This is a genomic window from Mesorhizobium sp. WSM4989, from assembly GCF_029625795.1.
Taxonomy (GTDB): domain Bacteria; phylum Pseudomonadota; class Alphaproteobacteria; order Rhizobiales; family Rhizobiaceae; genus Mesorhizobium.
The window spans coordinates 2,391,271-2,408,320 of sequence record NZ_JARTVN010000001.1; the positions used below are offsets into that span (position 1 = coordinate 2,391,271).

The following is a 17,050-nucleotide window of genomic DNA, read 5'->3' on the forward strand; positions in this document are numbered from 1 at the left end:
GCTGCGATATCCGCCCGGCAGGCCGCTCGGGTACGCTTCCTCCGCGAGCGTGTTGACATCCGACGAAGACAAGCAGTAGTTTTTTGCGTAATCGGTTACGTAACCGATTACGCCCATTCAGGAGGAGGAAAGTATGAGCAAGGTTTCAAATACCCGCAGGCTCGACCTGGGATCGTTCTCGCGTCGTCGGTTCCTCAAGACAAGCGCGCTGGCGGCCGGCGCGCTTGCGCTGCCGTTCGGTCCGGCGTTTGCGGCCGACAAGCCGAAGGTAGGCCTGGTCATGAAGTCTTTGGCCAACGAGTTCTTCAAGCAGATGCAGGCCGGCGCGGAGGACTATGCGGCCAAGAACAAGGACAAGTTCGATTTCGCCGCCGTCGGCATGAAGGACGAGCGCGATTTCGCCGCGCAAGTCGATGCGATCGAGAACTTCATCACCCAGAACTACAACATCATCGTCGTGGCGCCGGCCGATTCGAAGGCGATGGTCACGCCGATCGCCAAGGCGCTGAAGGCCGGCATCAAGGTCATCAACATCGACGTCGCGCTCGACGATGAGGCCAAGAAGAAGGCCGGCATCGACCTTGCCTTCTTCGGGCCGGACAACCGCGCCGGCGCCAAGCTCGCCGGCGACGCGCTCGGCAAGGCGCTGGGCAAGGGCGGCAAGGTCGTCATCCTCGAAGGCAATCCGGAAGCCGACAACGCCAAGCAGCGCAAGCTCGGCTTCGACGATTCGGTGAAGGAGCACGGCCTCGACCTGCTCGATTCGAAGACCGCGCATTGGGAGACCGAGGAAGCCAACACGCTGATGACCAACTTCCTCACCCAGCACCCGGACATCCAGGGCGTGATGGCGGCGAACGACTCGATGGCGCTCGGCGTGGTCAAGGCGATCGACGCGGCCGGCAAGTCGGGTCAGATCAAGGTGGTCGGCTTCGACAACATTCCGGCCGTCGGCCCGCTGCTCAAGGAAGGCAAGATGCTCGCCACGGTCGAGCAGTATGGCGCGCAGATGGCGGCCATGGGCATCGACTACGGCCTGCGCGAGCTTGCCGGCGAGAAGTTCTCGGGCTGGGTCAAGACCGACGTCAAGCTGATCACCGCCTGAGGCGAGCACAGGCGCCGGGACTCCCTCTGGCGCCATCCATTCGCTTGTCTCATCATCGCCGCCGGCAAGCAGCCGGCGGCGATGAGCGCCATTCAGGATTGCTGCATGGACGATGTGGTTCTTTCCCTTGAAGGGGTAGGAAAAATCTTTCCCGGCGTGGTCGCGCTGAGCGACGTCTCGCTGTCGTTCGCGCGCGGCGAGACGCATATCGTCCTCGGTGAGAACGGCGCCGGCAAATCGACGCTGATCAAGCTCTTGGCCGGCATTTACCAGCCGGACAATGGCACGATCGCCTTCAACGGCCAGCCCTATCAGCCGAAGACGCCGCATGACGCGCAGCTAAGCGGCATCCGCATCGTGCACCAGGAGCTGAACCTACTGCCCTATCTCAGCATCGCCGAGAACCTGATGCTGGAAAACCTGCCGCGCCGCGCCTTCGGCATCGTCGACCGCAAGGCGCTCAACCGGCGCGCCGTCGCGCTGCTCAAGGAAGTCGGGCTCGATGTCGATCCGAGGACGCGGGTCGAAGCGCTTGGCGTCGCGCAGATGCAGCTGGTCGAGATCGCCAAGGCGCTGAGCTACGACAGCAAGCTGCTGGTGCTCGACGAGCCGACGGCGACGCTGACGCCGCCGGAGATCGGGCGGCTGTTCGCTATCATCAAGCGGCTGAAGGCCAGGGGCGTCACCATCATCTACATCTCGCACCGGCTGCACGAAGTGTTCGAGATCGGCGACCGGGTGACAATCTTGCGCAACGGCAGGCTGGTCGCGACCCGCGACCTCCACGGCCTCAGCGTGCCGGATGTCGTGCGCATGATGATCGGCCGCGACATCGCCGACGAATTCGGCTTCGACGCCTCGATCGTGCCGGGCAAGGTCGCGCTCAGCGTCACCAATCTGAAGCGCAGCGCCGTGACGCCCGAAATTTCCTTCAACGTCCGCCACGGCGAGATCTTGGGCGTGGCCGGTCTGGTCGGCAGCGGCCGGACCGAAGCCATGCGGGCCCTGTTCGGCGCCGATCCGAGGCTCGACGGCGTCGTCGAGATCGACGGCAAGCCGGTGGCGATCACGGCGCCCAAGGATGCCGTGCGGCATGGGCTCAGCCTGCTTACCGAGGATCGCAAAGGCCAGGGCCTGCTGCTCGATCTGGCCGTGGACAAGAACATCACCATCACCGATCTCGGCAAGGTGTCGCGCCACGGGCTGGTCAACCGCCGGGCCGAAGCTGCGGCAGCGAACGATCTCATCGGCCAGCTGCGCGTCAAGGCAAGCTCGATCGAGCAGGCGGTGCGCAACCTCTCGGGCGGCAACCAGCAGAAGGTGGTACTGGCCAAGTGGCTGTTCCGCGGCACCTCGACGCTGATCCTCGACGAGCCGACGCGCGGCGTCGACATCGGCGCGCGGCGCGAGATCTACCAGCTTCTGTGGATGCTGGCGGCGGCTCAAAAAGGCATCATCATGGTGTCTTCCGACCTGCCGGAGCTGATGGGCATGTGCCACCGCATCATCGTCTTTTCCAAGAACAAAATCGTCGGCGAGGTGCCGCGAGCCGAATTCGACCAGGAGCGCATCCTGTCGCTCGCCTACCAGGAGTATGTGCGACCATGAGCGAGACGTCCGAAACCCTCGTGTCGGCGCCTGTTTCTCCCGGCAAGGCGAAGTTCCTGCGCGTCCTGATCCGCGACGCCGGCGTGCTTCTGGCGCTGGTGCTGATCACGCTGTTCTTCTCGCTCACAGCGCCTTACTTCGCCACGCCCGGCAACGCGCTGAAGATCTTCGTGCAGATCGCCATAAACACCGTGCTCGCCGCCGGCATGACCTTCGTCATTCTCACCGGCGGCATCGACCTTTCGGTCGGCTCGGTGCTGGCGCTCTGCACCGTGGTCGGCGCCACCGTCATGATCGACGAAAGCCTGTCGCCGGCCGTCGCGATCACTTTGGCGCTGCTCGCCTGCATGGCGACCGGTGCTGCCTGCGGCTTCCTCAACGGCTGGATCTCGACGCGCTGGAAGATCCCTTCCTTCATCGTCACGCTCGGCATGCTCAACATGGCGGCGGGCGCCGCTCGCGTGGTCAGCGACAATTCGACCATCACCGGCCTGCCGCAGAGTTTCGTCGATTTCGGCAATCTGATCATCGGCGGCTTCCTGCCGTCGATCTTCCTGGTCGCGGTGCTGGTGATCGCGGCCGGCTGGTTCGTGCTGCGCTTCACCGTGTTCGGCCGCATGATCTTCGCCGTCGGCACCAATGACGAGGCGGTGCGCCTCTCCGGGCACAATCCGGACTTCTACAAGGTCGCGGCCTTCACCATCAGCGGGCTGACGGCCGGCATCGCGGCCATGGTCTATCTGCTGCGCTTGAACATCGGCAGCCCGATCGCCGGCGTCGGCTACGAGCTCAATGCAATCGCCGCCGTCATCATCGGCGGCACCAGCCTCAGCGGCGGCAAGGGCTCGATCATCGGCACGCTGGTCGGCGCCTGCATCCTGCAGGTGCTCAGCACCGGGCTGCAGCTGCTCGGCGTCGGCGACAATTTCAAACCGATCGTGATTGGCCTTGTCATCGTGCTCGCCGTCATCCTAGACGCTTATCGGGAGAGGCTGTTGCGGAGGATCCGCTAGGGGGTCAGAGGGAACCATGACCACAATTGCCGATGTCGCGCGCTATGCGGGGGTGTCCGTCGCAACGGTCTCGCATGTGATGAACCGCACGCGCCATGTCGAGCCGGAGACGGCCGAGCGCGTGCGCGCCGCGATCACCGCCCTGCGCTACAGCCCGAACTCGCTGGCGCGGAGCCTGAGACGCGGGGAGACCAAGACCATCGGCCTGCTGCTCCCGGACAATTCCAACCCGTTCTTCGCCAGCGTGGCGCGCCAGATCGAGGATGCCGGCTTCGTGGCCGGCTATACGGTGATCCTGTGCAACTCGGATGGCAGCGCCGAGAAGGAAGAGCGCTATCTGTCGGTGTTGATGGCAAAGCAGATCGACGGGCTGATCTTCGCCGGTTCGTCCGACCATGCGCGGGTGTTCTCGCACCTGTCCGCCGCCCTGCCGGCGGTGCTGCTCGACCGCGAGATCCATTCTGTCCATGTCGATTCCGTGCTGGTCGACCACGATCACGGCGGCTATCTCGCCGGGCGCCATCTGGTCGGGCTCGGCCACAGCAAAATCGGCGTCATCGGCGGTCCGCGCGATTCGAGCTCCAGCCCGGCCCGCCTGCGCGGTTTTACCCGGGCACTCGCGGAGGCAGGTATCGACCTGCCCGCTTCGTCGGTGGTCGATTCCGACTATCATTTCGCCGGCGGACGCCTGGCGATGGAGCGGCTGATGACGCAGGCGCCGGAGATCACGGCGGTGTTCGCCTGCAACGATTTGATGGCCATGGGCGCCATCACCGCGTTGCGCACGCGCGGCTTGCGGGTGCCCGACGACATGTCGCTGATCGGTTTCGACGACATCCCCTATGCGGTCACCACATGGCCGCCGCTGACGACGATCGCGCAGCCGGTCGAAAAGATCGGAACGCGGGCGGTCAGCCTGCTGCTCGAGCGCGTCGGCGAGCCCGAGGCGCCGTCGCGCCGCGAGGTGCTGGCGCCAGTGCTGGTGGAGAGGGAAAGCTGCGCGGCGGTGCAGAAGTAGCGTGTAATCTCCCCCCTTGAGGGGGAGATGTCGCCGAAGGCGACAGAGGGGTCGGTCCGACTGGGCTCGGCCTGCTGCGGCAGATGGAGGTTGGCGCTCCACGCGAGGCGACCCCCTCTGGCCTGCCGGCCATCTCCCCCGCAAGGGGGGAGATCACGCGCTCATTCCCTCACGCGGCAGGTTGCATGGCGGCCCTCAGCAGCATGCCGAATAGGTCGCGCGGCTCGTCGGGGTCGGCGAGCAGGTCGAGCTCCTCGTAGAGGCCGGTCGCCTGGAGCTGGTCGCGGACATAGCGCAGCGCGGAAAAATCCTCCGTTGCAAAGCCGACGGAATCGAACAGCGTGATCTGCTCCTTCGTCTTGCGGCCCTCGGCCTGGCCGGTCATGACCTGCCACAGCTCGGTGACCGGATGATCGGCGTCGAGCTGCTGGATCTCGCCCTCGATGCGCGTCTGCGGCGGAAACTCGACGAAGATGTCGGAGCGCAAAAGGATATCGCGGTGCAGCTCGGTCTTGCCGGGACAGTCGCCGCCGACGGCGTTGATGTGGACTCCGGAACCGACCATGTTGTCGGTGAGGATGGTGGCGTACTGCTTGTCGGCGGTCACCGTGGTGATGACGTCGACGCCTTCCACCGCGTCCTGCCCGGTCGAACAGATGGTGATGTCGAAGCCCTTGCCGGCGAGGTTGCGGGCGCATTTTTCGGAAGCAGAGCGGTCGATGTCGTAGAGCCGCAGCCGGTCGATGCCGAGCAGCGCCTTGAACGCGACGGCCTGGAACTCGGACTGGGCGCCGTTGCCGATGATGGCCATGGCGCGCGACCCTTTCGGTGCCAGATATTTGGCGGCAACCGCCGAGGTCGCGGCGGTGCGCAGCGCCGTCAGGATCGTCATCTCGGTCAAGAGCATCGGATAGCCGGAGCCGACATCGGCGAGCACGCCGAAGGCGGTGACGGTCTGGCGGCCTTCGCGCATGTTCTTCGGGTGGCCGTTGACATATTTGAAGCCGTAGAGGCGGCCGTCGCTGGTCGGCATCAGCTCGATGACGCCGTCATGGCTGTGCGAGGCGACGCGCGGCGTCTTGTCGAACAGCTCCCAGCGGCGGAAATCCTCCTCGATATAGCCGGCAAGCTCGGTGAGGAAGCGCTCGAGGCCGATGGCGAGTACAAGCTTCATCATGCGGTCGACGCTGACGAAGGGGACGATGGCAAGGCGGGACGGCTGGGTCATGATCAGAGGCTTCCGGAATGGCTGCGGGTCGGGCGGTCCATGATGCGGCGGCCCATCAGGCTGGCGGTAAGGTCGACCATCAGGGTCGCGGTACGGCCGCGTTCGTCGAGGAACGGGTTGAGTTCGACCAGGTCGAGGCTGGAGACCAGGCCGCCGTCGGAGAGCATCTCCATCACCAGATGCGCCTCGCGGAAGGTGGCGCCGCCCGGCACGGTGGTGCCGACGGCCGGCGCGATCGAGGGGTCGAGGAAGTCGACGTCAAGGCTGACATGCAGCAGCCCGTTTGCCTCTTCGATCCTGGCCAGGAAAGCGCGCAGCAGCGGGGCGATGCCGTGCTCGTCGATGGCGCGCATGTCATGCACGGTCACGCCCGCGTCCTTCAGCGCGCGGCGCTCGGCCGGATCGACGCTGCGCAGGCCCATGGTGCAGACGCGGGCCGGGTCGACTGCGGCGGGCAGGTCGGGGAAATAGCCGTTGAAGCCGGGGCGGCCGCTGGCATAGGCGAGCGGCACGCCGTGAAGATTGCCGCTGGTGGTGGTGTCGAGCGTGTGGAAGTCCGGGTGGGCGTCGAGCCACAGCACGAAGAGCGGCCGGCCGCGTTCGGCGGCGCGGCGCGCCACGCCGGAGACGGTGCCGGCGGAGATCGAGTGGTCGCCGCCGAGGAAGATCGGCATGGCATCCCTCGAAGCCGCGTAGGCGGTCTCGGAAATCGCCGCCGTCCAGGCGGAGATTTCGGGCAGCGCCTTCAAGGCGAGATTGCCATGAGCGACAGGGCGCGCCGCCGCCTTCTCAACCGCGCCCCAGTCCTCGACCTCATGGCCGAGCTCCGACAGCACCGCGACAAGCCCCGCGGTGCGCAGCGCGCTCGGCCCCATCTCGCATCCCATCCTGCCCGCGCCGTCCTGCACCGGCGCGCCGACGATCCTGCAGCGCATCACTTCTTTCCGCTTTTGCGTTTGATTTGCCGAAGTGAACCACCGCTGCCTGGCGGTTTGAACAGGGTAAATTGGCATTTCGAAAAGGTCGATTTATCATAGTGGGCATATCGGCTGCTCGAAATGGTCAAAATGGACGCGCTCGACGAGAGACTGGTGACGCTTCTGAGGCACGATGCGCGGCGCAGCGTCTCCGATCTTGCGCTCGATCTCGGCGTCTCTCGCGCGACGGTCAGGGCGCGGATGGAGCGGCTGGAAAAGTCCGGTGAGATCATCGGCTACACGGTGGTGCTGCGCGCCGACGCGGTTGACCAGAGGATACGCGGCGTGATGATGATCGAGATCGAGGGCCATGCCGCGGACCGCGTGATCAGGGCGCTCGGCGGCTTTCCCGAGGTGTCGACCATCCACACCACCAACGGCCGCTGGGACCTGGTGGTCGAGCTCGGCACCGCCTCACTCACGGACTTCGACGCCGTGCTGCGTCGCATCCGGCTGATCCCCGGGATCACCGGCAGCGAGACGAGCCTGCTGTTGGCGACGCCGAGGACGACGAGGGCGAGGCTTGGGTAGAGCGGTTCGTTTTATGGAAACGCCGAACCGCTCGACTTCCTTTTTTGCGCAATTCCGGACTGAAGGCTTCGGCGAGGAGGACGAGCCGTTAGGGACTTTCCTGAATTTGTTCCAGCAAAGGCGGCAACCCGTCAGGATCAGGCGGCAGGGCGCTTCCTTTCCGTCGCGACGTTCCTCTATTTTGCCCGGCCAGCATGGGCCGAGCAACAAATCGCGGAGAGCAGCGTCATGCTGAAGACAATCGCGGCCGGCGTCGGCCTGGGCCTTGTCGGGTTCCTCATCGCGCTTTTCACGATGGGCGCAGGGCACGGAACGAACGTTCCCGGTTTCGTCGTGGTCCCCTGGATGATGCTGCTGATGATGGCGGGCGCTGGCGCTTTGCCCGGGTTGCTCGCGGCATGCGCCCAATTCACGATCTATATCCTTCTGATCCGCTCCAAGCCGTTGCTCGCGCTGCCGATCGGGATCGTTCACTGCGCCGCCGCGGTATGGGGGACGGCGGGGAACGGAATCTTGTTCTGAAGGCTACAAACGCGAAAAAGCCGCGGAAAACCGCGGCTTTTCGTTTGCTTGATCCCCTGAAGGAAACTGGAGCGGGTGAGGCGATTCGAACGCCCGACCCCAACCTTGGCAAGGTTGTGCTCTACCCCTGAGCTACACCCGCTCGCGCGGCCTTGGGCCGCAAGCCGCGCCTATATGGCCGAAGAGCGCGGCGATTGCAACAGGGAAATGACGGTCTTTGGAGCTAGCTCTTCATAAAGCGAGGGGTGCGTTTCGACCAGGCGAATTCGTTTGGCTCAAGCGGGCGATCTTGCCCCAAGGGCATCGTTGGCCGTAAACGGCACAAGCTTTCCAGATGATGCGAGGACCGATGCCGAAGACCGAAGCCGAGCTTTACGCATTTCTTGCCGATCTCGGCATTTCCGTCTCTACGGTGCGCCACCCGCCCTTGTTCACGGTCGCCGATTCGCAGGCGCTGCGCGGAGAGATCCCGGGCGGCCACACCAAGAACCTCTTCCTCAAGGACAAGAAGGACAATTACTTTCTCGTCACCGTCGGCGAGGAGGCCGTGGTGGACCTCAAGCAGATCCACCACCTGATCGGCGCCGCCAGCCGCGTCTCCTTCGGCAAGCCGGAAATGCTGATGGAGCTGCTCGGCGTCATTCCCGGCGCGGTTACCATCTTCGGCCTGATCAACGACACGGCCGGGCGGATCAAGGTGGTTCTGGACCAGGAATTGATGAGCCACGAGGTCATCAACGGCCATCCGCTGACCAATGAAGCGACGACGGCCATCGCCGCTGCCGATCTCGTCAAATTCGTCGAGGCAACCGGCCACGATCCTGTTATCTTGAAAGTCTCGGGCTGATCGCCACATGGATGGCGAAACCGAAATCCGACAATAACGCGCCGCACCCCCGAAGCCGGCGACGACGCGACCGAAAGGGCGACGACATGAGTGACAACAATCCGTTCAGCGGCTCATTTGGCGGCAATGCCGGCCAGTACGCCCAATCCGTGCAATATGGCGGGGCGGACCGCGGCAAGGTCTCGCTCGGCGAGGCGCCTGCGGCCACGGATCTCGTCAAGGACACGACGACCGCGACGTTCGCAGCCGACGTCATCCAGGAATCGCGCCGCCAGCCGGTGCTGGTCGACTTCTGGGCGCCCTGGTGCGGCCCGTGCAAGCAGCTGACGCCGCAGCTCGAAAAGGCGGTCAAGGCTGCCGGCGGCAAGGTCAAGCTGGTCAAGATGAACATCGACGACCATCCCTCGGTCGCCGGCCAGCTCGGCATCCAGTCGATTCCCGCGGTCATCGCCTTCAAGGACGGCCAGCCGGTCGACGGCTTCATGGGCGCCATTCCGGAAAGCCAGATCACGCAGTTCATCCAGAAGGTCGGCGGCAAGGGCGGAGGCGGCGCGCCGCAGATCACCGAAGCGCTGGCCGCGGCCGCCGAGGCGCGCGAGGCGGGCGACACCCAGACCGCGGCCGACATCTATGATGCGATCCTCGAGCAGTCGCCCGAAACCATCGAGGCCATCGCCGGGCTCGGCGAGATCCTGTTCGAGGCCGGCGACAGCCAAGGCGCCGAGGCGGTGCTTGCCAGGGCGCCGGAGGACAAGAAGGACGCGCCGGCGCTTGCCGCGCTGCGCGCCAAGATGACGCTCGCGGCGGAAGCCGCCGCGCTCGGCAATCCGGCCGAGTTCGAACGCCGGCTCGCCGCCAATCCGAACGATCACCAGGCGCGGTTCGACCTGGCGATGGTGCAGAATGCGCGCGGCGAGCGGATGCAGGCCGCCGACAACCTGCTGGCGATCGTCAGGGCCGACCGGACGTGGAACGACGATGGCGCGCGTGCGCAGCTCTTGAAGTTCTTCGAGGCATGGGGGATGACCGACGAGGCGACGCTGTCGGCGCGGCGCAAGCTGTCGTCGCTGTTGTTCTCCTGAGCTTTTTGCCGGCTTTGCTGCTGGCCCCTTTTGCCAGGAGGTCTTGCGCAAGGCGCCAACTGCGCCAGATAGGCGGCAGCAGCTTGCCCCTGCCGGTTGAGGGTTTAAACAGGCTGGGTTGCGTAAGAGGAGATCGCAGATTGATACGCTGCCCGGCGACGCTTTCGAGAGTTGAAGCGCAGGCGGAGGGTTGAGGTGCAGGTCGGAAACGCCCGCTACCGGCTCGCGAGGGATCTGCCGTCGAGGATCCCGGTGTTTCCGCTCGCCGGGGCGCTGCTGCTGCCCGGCGGCCGCATGCCGCTCAACATTTTCGAGCCGCGCTACCTGGAGATGATCGATGAGGCGATGGCCGGGCCGCGGTTGATCGGAATGATCCAGCCCAGCCTCGACGGCGCGTTGCGCCACGACGGCGAGCCCGAGCTTTGCAGCGTCGGCTGTGCCGGGCGCATCATCTCGCTTGCCGAGACCGGCGACGGGCGCTACCTGATCTCGCTGCAAGGCGTCTGCCGCTTCCGCGTCACGGATGAGCTGGCGGTCAAGACGCCGTTCAGGCAATGCCGGATGGCACCCTTCCTCGCCGATCTCGAGGAGGATCCGGCCGGTGCCGAGGTCGACCGCCCTGCCCTGCTCAAGGCGTTCCGCGCCTATCTGCAGGCCAACGACCTCGAGGCCGACTGGGAAAGCGTGAGCCGCGCCGAGAACGCCATGCTGGTCAACGCGCTGTCGATGATGGCGCCCTATGGGCCGGCCGAGAAGCAGGCCCTGCTCGAGGCGGCGGACCTGAAGACGCGCGCCGAGACGCTGATCGCCATCACCGAAATTACGCTGGCGCGCGAGGATGAGGATTTTGGCTCGAGCCTGCAGTAAGCGCAATGATTCAGGTGAAATCGGCCTGACCTGAATCTCAACACTTAGGCCGGCGGCAGTTGGACAATGGAAAAGCGAGATGGCGGACGGACGTGACGGGCGCAAAGCCACGGTCGACCCGAAATTGCTGGAACTGCTCGCCTGCCCGCTTACCAAAGGACCGTTGACGTGGGACGCCGAGCGCAGCGAACTGATCTCGCGCGTGGCGAAGCTTGCCTATCCGGTGCGTGACGGCATCCCGATCATGCTGCCTTCGGAAGCGCGCACGATCTCGGCCGAAGACGCTCTCAAGCCGCCGCCGCGGCTCGGCGGTCCGTCGTGAATGCGCCGGCGGGCCGGTTGCCGCTACTGGAAATTGCGCCCCTTGGGCATGACCTGTTGCGCCGCGCCCGACAGGGCGTCGACATGCTGCCGCACCGGCAGGCCGCGGTTCGCGGAGCGCTCCGGTCCATTCGATGACCCGGCGGGCTGATGCTCGATGGTGGGCGGCTCCTGCAGGAGGACGCTCAGCCAGGGCGTCAAATCCTCGATCCTGTCGGCGACGATGTGGATGACATCCGATTCCTGCTGCAGCTTGCCGGTGACGCGGATGAAGCGTGCGCCCATCACGATAGAGCGGAAGCGGTCGAAGACGCGCGGCCAGATGATGACATTGGCGATCGCCTTTTCGTCCTCCAGCGTTAGGAAGATCGCATTGCCCTTGCCGGGGCGCTGGCGCACCAGCACCAGGCCGGCGACGGTGACGCGGCGGCCGTCGCGCACCGACGGCAGGCGGACATTAGGGGTGATGCCGGCGCGGTCAAGCCGCTCGCGCAGGAAGGCGACGGGATGTTCCTTCAGCGACAGGCCGAGCGAGCGATAGTCGTGGACGACATGCTCGCCGAGCGGCATTTTCGGCAGCTTCGTCTCGGGCTCCAGCTCGCGCAGGCGGAGCGTGGGCTGGTCGAACAGCGGCAGTTTCTCGGCTGCGCTCCTGCCGTCCAGCGCGCGCACCTCCCAGAGCGCCGCGCGGCGGTCGAGGCCGAGCGAGCGGAAGGCGTCTGCCTGGGCCAGCCTTTCGATCTCGCCGACATCGAGGCCCGAACGCAGCCAGACATCCCTGACCGATCGATAGCCGTCGCCGCGCCGGGCGACGGCGGCCTCCATCCCTTCCTCCGAAAGCCCCTTGATCTGACGGAAGCCGAGCCGCACCGCATGAGCCGTCTCGATGACGCCGCGCATCGAGGCATGGCGTTCGAGGATGCGCGAAGGATCGAAACGGGCCCCCTCCAGCCTGCAATCCCAGACGGAATGGTTGATATCGACCTCGCGCACCTCCACGCCATGGTCGCGCGCGTCGCGAACGAGCTGGGCCGGCTGATAGAACCCCATCGGCTGCGAGTTCAAAATCGCGGCGCAGAAGACGTCGGGATAGAAGGTCTTGAACCAGCAGGAGGCATAGACCAGCAGCGCGAAGGAGGCGGCATGGCTTTCCGGAAAGCCATATTCGCCAAAGCCTTCGATCTGCTTGAAGCAACGTTCGGCGAATTCCTTTTGGTAGCCCTTGTCGACCATGCCGTCGATCATGCGCTGGCGGTAGTTGCCGATCGTGCCGGTGCGTTTGAAGGTGGCCATTGCGCGCCGCAGCTCATCGGCCTCGCCCGGCTGGAAGCCGCCGGCAACGATGGCGATCTTCATCGCCTGCTCCTGGAACAGCGGCACGCCCAGCGTCTTGCCGAGAATCTCCTTCAATTCCGGCTTCGGGTATTCGGCTTTCTCTTTGCCCTGCCGTCTACGCAGATAGGGGTGCACCATGTCGCCCTGGATCGGGCCGGGCCGCACGATAGCCACCTCGATGACCAGATCGTAGAATTCACGCGGTTGAAGCCGCGGCAGCATCGACATCTGGGCGCGTGACTCGATCTGGAAGACGCCCAGCGTGTCGGCCCGGCAGATCATGTCGTAGACGCGAGGGTGCTCCGGTGGCAGCGAGCTCAACTGATGCGGCCGGCCGTATTTGTCACGCGCCTTCGGATAATGATGCGTGAGCAAGGTCAGGGCTCGCTTCAGGCAGGTCAGCATGCCGAGCGCCAGCACATCCACCTTGAGGATCTTGACCGCGTCGAGATCGTCCTTGTCCCACTCGACCATCTTGCGCTCTTCCATCGCCGTCTTGACGATGGGCACGACCTCGTCGAGCCGGTCGCGGGTGATGACGAAGCCGCCGACATGCTGGGAGAGATGGCGGGGGAAGCCGATGATCTCGTTGGCGCGTTCCAGCACCTGCCGCGACAGCGGATCGGCGCGGTCGAGGCCGCCGGCATTGGCTTCCCTTTCGCCGAGCTCCGAGGTCGACCAGCCCCAGATGGTGCTCGACAGAGCGCTCCGGACGTCTTCGGACAAGCCCATGGCCTTCGCCACCTCGCGCAGGGCGGAGCGGCCGCGATAGCTGATGACGGCGGCGGCCAGCGCCGTGCGCTTGGCGCTGTATTTCTCGTAAATATAAGCGATGACCTCGTCGCGCCGTTCATGCTCGAAGTCGACGTCGATGTCGGGAGGCTCGTTACGTTTCTCGGAGATGAAGCGCTCGAAGAGGGCATCGATCCGGTCAGGGCCGACCTCGGTGATGCCGATGCAGAAGCAAATGACCGAATTGGCGGCCGAGCCGCGTCCCTGGCAAAGGATGCCCTTGCTGCGGGCGAATTTCACGATGTCATAGACGGTCAGGAAATAGCGCGCATAGTTCAGCCGCTCGATCAGAGCGAGCTCGCTGCCGATGCGCCGCAGCACTTCTTCCGGGACCCCGGCCGGATAGCGCACGGCCGCTCCTTCCCGCGCCAGGCGTTCGAGCTCGGCCTGCGGTCCGAGGCCGGATTCCGTCGGCTCGTCCGGATAATTGTATTCGAGGTCGCTGAGCGAGAAGGTGAGCTCGTCGGCGAAGCGCAGCGTCTCCGCCAGCGCTTCAGGGTGTCGGCGGAAAAGCCGCGCCATCTCCAGCGGCGTCTTCAGATGACGCTCGGCATTTGCCGTCAGCTCCAGCCCGACCTCGGAAACCGGCGTGTTGAGGCGGATCGCGGTCAGCACGTCCTGCAGCGGGCGGCGGTCGGCGGCATGATAGAGCACGTCGTTGGTCGCCATCAGCGGGATGTGCAGATGTTGGGCCATCGCCGCCGCCTGCTCGATACGGAAGCGGTCGTTGCCGCCGTAATCAGGCGCCACGGCAAGCCGAAGCGCGGCGCCGAAACGATCTTTAAGCCGGCTAATGAGCGTCAGATTGTCTTCCGCGCCTCCCGACAGGTTGGGCAGGATCGCCAGCGACATCAGATCGCCCCATTCGAGAAGGTCGTTGAGTTCGAGCAGCGTCGCGCCCTTCTCGTTCTCGTCGCGCAGATTGGCCTGCGTCAGCATGCGGCAGAGATGTCCCCAGCCCTTGCGGTCGCGGGGGTAAGCCAGAATGTCCGGCGTGCCGTCGCAAAAAACCAGGCGGCAACCGGGATGATAGGGCAGCTTCTCGACCCTGGCCTGCTGCCAGGCCCGCACGACGCCGGCGACCGTGTTGCGGTCGGCAAGGCCGATCGAGGAAAAGCCGTGGAATTTCGCCGTGACCACCAGCTCCTCGGGCTTGGAGGCGCCGCGCAGGAAGGAAAAGTTCGACTGGATGCCGAACTCGGCATAGGGGATGGCGGTCAGCGCGTTCATGCGAAGACGCCGTGCATGAACCAGCGCGGCGCGGCCTGCGAGGCGCTGCTGTAGAGGCCCTGGCGGTAGAGCCAGTAGCGGCGCCCCTCGCTGTCCTCGATGCGGTAATAGTCGCGCGTCGGCGCCTCTTCCTCGCCGGGCAGCTGCCGCCACCATTCGGCGGCGATGCGCTCCGGCCCTTCGGCGCGGGCGACGCGATAAAGCGCGCGCCGCCAGCGGAAATTCATCGGCGGGCCCTCGGGGATCTCGGTCGCCGGCACCTCGATCGGCTCGGGCGAGCGGAACAGCCGTACCGGCCGCTCCGGCGGGAAGATGGTCATCGGAGGTGCTGTCCGGTCGGGCTTCGGCGGCATGCGCCTTTGCGGCGCCTCTGCGAAAGGAACCGTGGTAACGGCGCGCTCCGGCAGGTGGCTATCGACGATGACCGGCTTCAGCACGGCGGCTTCGCCGAGACGGGCACGCACGCGGTCGGCGAATAAAGCGATGTCGGCGTCATCGTCGCTTGTCTCGCCGGCAAGGTCGCCCTGGAGCATGTCGAAGGCGGCGACCGAAAGCACCGACAGCCGCACGAGGTCGAAGCCGAAGCCGGCATCGATGGTCTGTTCCAGCGCGGTCAGCCGTTCGTGAAACAGCTTTCGGATCAGCTGCGGCTCGCGCATGGGGCGCGAGGTGCCGACCGCGATGCGGCTGACGAGGCCGTCGACGCGAAAGAGGAGAAGGGCGAGCGCCCGCGCGCCTTCGCCGCGGCGCTCGAGGTCGGCCTTCAAGGCCACGGCAAGCCGGCTCACCAGCCGCTCGATGTCGTCGGTGAGCACGATCGGCTCGGCAAGATGGCGCTCGACCGAGAGCGGCGCCACGGGAAGGCGCGGCGACACCGCCTCGTCGAGCCGGCCGAGCGCCTGGTCGAGGCGCAGAAGCAAGGTGGCGCCGAAGCGGCGGGCGAGCGGCGCGCGGGGTGCGGCCATCACCGCGCCCGCCGTGCGCAGGCCGACGCTTTCCAGGCTGGCGCGGGTTTCGGGCGCGATGCGCAGCGCCGAAAGCGGCAGGGGCGAAAGCAGCGCCGCCTCCTCGCCGCCGGCCACAATGCGGTCGCCGTGGAAGCGCGCCGCCGCCCAGGCAGCGCCCGGCGTCGAGGCGAGGCCGGCGCGAACATCGAAACCCTGCTGGAAGAAACGGGTGAGGATCTCGTCCTGCATGGCCCGCTCGCCACCAAACAGGTGCGTGCAGCCGGTGACGTCGAGAAACAGCCCGTCCTCGCCGTCGATCGCCACCAGCGGCGTGTAGCGGTCGCACCAGTCGGCGAGGCCTTCGAGCAGGCGGCGGTCGGCCTCCGGGTCGGCCTCCACCACATCGATCGACGGATGCATGGCGCGCGCGTCGGCAATGCCCATGCCGCGCTTCAGCTTCAGCGCCTCAGCCCGCTCGTCGAGGGCTGCGATGCGCTGGGCGTTGCTGTCGCGATGGCTGATCACAAGCGGTGGGTAAGATGGGGGCAGGGGATGCGAGGGCCGGGAACGCCAGGACCGCCCCAGACGCTGGCGCAGGATCCGCTCCGCGCAAAGGTAGGGGAACCACAGCGACAGAATTCGTTGCCCGCTCTTCCTCGGGCCTTCTTTCGGCAAAAGCGTGCTCATCGGGGTTCCACTCCAGTGTGAATTGTCCGGGCAGGGCCGTGCGGCTCTTGCCGATATCGACGGTGAAGGCGGGGCGGTTGATCGAGCCGGCCAGCGCGCCGGCGAGCGTTTCGCGGCTCGCCGCGGGCGCTGCCGAAACAATGAGGCGCACGGGCGCCGCGGTGGGCTCGGCCTGGCCGGCCTGACGCAGCAAAAATACTGGCCGGCCGGCGCTCTGGGCGCGGGCGTGCAGCCGCCGCGTCGCGGTAAGGTCGAGAAGCCGGGGGCTGCCGCGGATCTCGAGGATGACGGCGGCGAAGGCCGTCATGCGGGCGGCCTCCTCGGCGATCCACAGCGCGTCGACCAGTTTCGGCGCTTCGGAAAACAGCAATTGTTCGGGCTCGATGCCGAAGAAGGCGTGGAGGCCCCTGGCATAGGGAAAGCCGGCCTCGCGGAAAATCTCCGCCGTTCCGATCCAGAGGACCGGCAGGCCCTGCTTCTGTTTGAGGATCAGGCTGGCGAGCGACAGCGCAAAGCCGGCCACGGCGCCGGCATCGCGGGTCTCCAACCCATGGATTTCACTGAGCGCCGCCTTGGGCACGCCGCCGCCGAGGGCAGTATCGAGGCGTTCTATGCCGGTATGCAGGAAGGCATCCGGCGAGGCCACAGCGAGGCTGCGCCGGACGATGGTGATTTCGGGGGTGACATCCGATCCCGCGGCATCGCCAGCTATTTGTTTTTTTGCAAGTCCGGACGGAAAACCGCTTCGCACTGTTCCTGGAATCGCTTTTGGCGCGCCGGAAGCCGGCGCTTCCAGGCGCTCGGGCAGCGTTCCCTCGATCTTCGCGATCTGGCGGCGCAGGGCAAAAACAGTTTCCCGCGCCACGACGCTTATCGCCATGACGTTCACTTCCGGCAGTAGTTGTTCCTGTTATGTTCTTATAGATTCCAGAGGGGCCTG

General features: G+C 65.8%; 15 protein-coding genes and 1 tRNA gene. 10 read left to right on the top strand and 6 right to left on the bottom strand.

The genetic code is table 11. The features are described from left to right. The first annotated feature begins 133 nt into the window (after positions 1-133). From P9217_RS11535 to P9217_RS11550, 4 genes are all read left to right on the top strand, one after another. Positions 134-1,105 carry a sugar ABC transporter substrate-binding protein gene (locus P9217_RS11535; RefSeq protein WP_095799575.1) on the top strand — a complete coding sequence of 324 codons (972 nt, stop codon included), beginning with the start codon at positions 134-136 and terminating at the stop codon, positions 1,103-1,105. A gap of 105 nt (positions 1,106-1,210) precedes the next feature. Continuing rightward, a complete protein-coding gene (locus P9217_RS11540; protein ID WP_278085979.1) occupies positions 1,211-2,713 on the top strand; it encodes a sugar ABC transporter ATP-binding protein in 1,503 nt (500 codons plus the stop codon). Then, a complete protein-coding gene (locus P9217_RS11545) occupies positions 2,710-3,726 on the top strand; it encodes an ABC transporter permease (protein WP_095825133.1) in 1,017 nt (338 codons plus the stop codon). The genes P9217_RS11540 and P9217_RS11545 overlap by 4 nt, the downstream gene beginning before the upstream one ends. Positions 3,727-3,742: 16 nt before the next feature. Beyond that, a complete protein-coding gene (locus tag P9217_RS11550) occupies positions 3,743-4,744 on the top strand; it encodes a substrate-binding domain-containing protein (protein WP_127239944.1) in 1,002 nt (333 codons plus the stop codon). A 169-nt stretch (positions 4,745-4,913) separates the two neighbouring features. Here P9217_RS11550 and P9217_RS11555 read toward each other — a convergent pair whose 3' ends face one another. Continuing rightward, positions 4,914-5,972 (bottom strand): ornithine cyclodeaminase, encoded by a 1,059-nt coding sequence (locus P9217_RS11555; RefSeq protein WP_278085978.1) that lies wholly within the window; start codon positions 5,970-5,972, stop codon positions 4,914-4,916. Between the two features lie 2 nt (positions 5,973-5,974). Further along, the gene (gene rocF, locus P9217_RS11560) at positions 5,975-6,907 is read right to left on the bottom strand and encodes an arginase (protein ID WP_278085977.1); all 933 of its coding nucleotides are present in this window, start codon (positions 6,905-6,907) and stop codon (positions 5,975-5,977) included. A gap of 132 nt (positions 6,908-7,039) precedes the next feature. Here rocF and P9217_RS11565 point away from each other — a divergent pair, with 132 nt between their 5' ends. Further along, positions 7,040-7,480 carry an Lrp/AsnC family transcriptional regulator gene (locus P9217_RS11565; protein ID WP_066991897.1) on the top strand — a complete coding sequence of 147 codons (441 nt, stop codon included), beginning with the start codon at positions 7,040-7,042 and terminating at the stop codon, positions 7,478-7,480. 228 nt (positions 7,481-7,708) lie between these two features. Further along, the gene (locus P9217_RS11570) at positions 7,709-8,002 is read left to right on the top strand and encodes a hypothetical protein (RefSeq protein ID WP_278085976.1); all 294 of its coding nucleotides are present in this window, start codon (positions 7,709-7,711) and stop codon (positions 8,000-8,002) included. A 67-nt stretch (positions 8,003-8,069) separates the two neighbouring features. Here the strand turns inward: P9217_RS11570 and P9217_RS11575 are convergent. Beyond that, positions 8,070-8,144 (bottom strand) — tRNA-Gly (locus tag P9217_RS11575). A gap of 207 nt (positions 8,145-8,351) precedes the next feature. Here P9217_RS11575 and P9217_RS11580 point away from each other — a divergent pair. The 4 genes from P9217_RS11580 to P9217_RS11595 all read left to right on the top strand — a co-directional run bounded on the left by P9217_RS11580 (position 8,352) and on the right by P9217_RS11595 (position 11,120). Further along, positions 8,352-8,849, top strand: coding sequence for a prolyl-tRNA synthetase associated domain-containing protein (locus P9217_RS11580; RefSeq protein WP_066991899.1), 498 nt, complete (start codon positions 8,352-8,354; stop codon positions 8,847-8,849). Positions 8,850-8,935: 86 nt separating this feature from the next. Continuing rightward, positions 8,936-9,931, top strand: coding sequence for a thioredoxin (gene trxA, locus P9217_RS11585; RefSeq protein WP_278085975.1), 996 nt, complete (start codon positions 8,936-8,938; stop codon positions 9,929-9,931). Between the two features lie 195 nt (positions 9,932-10,126). Then, a complete protein-coding gene (locus P9217_RS11590) occupies positions 10,127-10,798 on the top strand; it encodes an LON peptidase substrate-binding domain-containing protein (protein WP_067323587.1) in 672 nt (223 codons plus the stop codon). A 79-nt stretch (positions 10,799-10,877) separates the two neighbouring features. Further along, complete coding sequence (locus P9217_RS11595) at positions 10,878-11,120, top strand: Trm112 family protein (RefSeq protein WP_067323589.1); 243 nt, start codon at positions 10,878-10,880, stop codon at positions 11,118-11,120. A 23-nt stretch (positions 11,121-11,143) separates the two neighbouring features. On the opposite strand, the gene P9217_RS11600 is transcribed toward P9217_RS11595, so the two are convergent. From P9217_RS11600 to P9217_RS11610, 3 genes are read right to left on the bottom strand one after another with little or no spacing between them, the layout of a single operon-like run. Beyond that, complete coding sequence (locus P9217_RS11600; protein WP_278085974.1) at positions 11,144-14,476, bottom strand: error-prone DNA polymerase; 3,333 nt, start codon at positions 14,474-14,476, stop codon at positions 11,144-11,146. Then, positions 14,473-15,948 carry a DUF6504 family protein gene (locus tag P9217_RS11605; protein ID WP_095799585.1) on the bottom strand — a complete coding sequence of 492 codons (1,476 nt, stop codon included), beginning with the start codon at positions 15,946-15,948 and terminating at the stop codon, positions 14,473-14,475. Before P9217_RS11605 ends, P9217_RS11600 begins: the two co-directional genes overlap by 4 nt. Beyond that, the gene (locus tag P9217_RS11610) at positions 15,890-16,990 is read right to left on the bottom strand and encodes a hypothetical protein (RefSeq protein WP_278085973.1); all 1,101 of its coding nucleotides are present in this window, start codon (positions 16,988-16,990) and stop codon (positions 15,890-15,892) included. Before P9217_RS11610 ends, P9217_RS11605 begins: the two co-directional genes overlap by 59 nt. Positions 16,991-17,050 lie beyond the last annotated feature (60 nt).

Bases quoted from the DNA above. Each gene is read 5' to 3' on its own strand.
- P9217_RS11535 (WP_095799575.1), top strand. From the start codon at position 134: ATGAGCAAGGTTTCAAATACCCGCAGGCTCGACCTGGGATCGTTCTCG.
- P9217_RS11540 (WP_278085979.1), top strand. From the start codon at position 1,211: ATGGACGATGTGGTTCTTTCCCTTGAAGGGGTAGGAAAAATCTTTCCC.
- P9217_RS11545 (WP_095825133.1), top strand. From the start codon at position 2,710: ATGAGCGAGACGTCCGAAACCCTCGTGTCGGCGCCTGTTTCTCCCGGC.
- P9217_RS11550 (WP_127239944.1), top strand. From the start codon at position 3,743: ATGACCACAATTGCCGATGTCGCGCGCTATGCGGGGGTGTCCGTCGCA.
- P9217_RS11555 (WP_278085978.1), bottom strand. From the start codon at position 5,972: ATGACCCAGCCGTCCCGCCTTGCCATCGTCCCCTTCGTCAGCGTCGAC.
- rocF (WP_278085977.1), bottom strand. From the start codon at position 6,907: ATGCGCTGCAGGATCGTCGGCGCGCCGGTGCAGGACGGCGCGGGCAGG.
- P9217_RS11565 (WP_066991897.1), top strand. From the start codon at position 7,040: ATGGACGCGCTCGACGAGAGACTGGTGACGCTTCTGAGGCACGATGCG.
- P9217_RS11570 (WP_278085976.1), top strand. From the start codon at position 7,709: ATGCTGAAGACAATCGCGGCCGGCGTCGGCCTGGGCCTTGTCGGGTTC.
- P9217_RS11580 (WP_066991899.1), top strand. From the start codon at position 8,352: ATGCCGAAGACCGAAGCCGAGCTTTACGCATTTCTTGCCGATCTCGGC.
- trxA (WP_278085975.1), top strand. From the start codon at position 8,936: ATGAGTGACAACAATCCGTTCAGCGGCTCATTTGGCGGCAATGCCGGC.
- P9217_RS11595 (WP_067323589.1), top strand. From the start codon at position 10,878: ATGGCGGACGGACGTGACGGGCGCAAAGCCACGGTCGACCCGAAATTG.
- P9217_RS11600 (WP_278085974.1), bottom strand. From the start codon at position 14,476: ATGAACGCGCTGACCGCCATCCCCTATGCCGAGTTCGGCATCCAGTCG.
- P9217_RS11610 (WP_278085973.1), bottom strand. From the start codon at position 16,990: ATGGCGATAAGCGTCGTGGCGCGGGAAACTGTTTTTGCCCTGCGCCGC.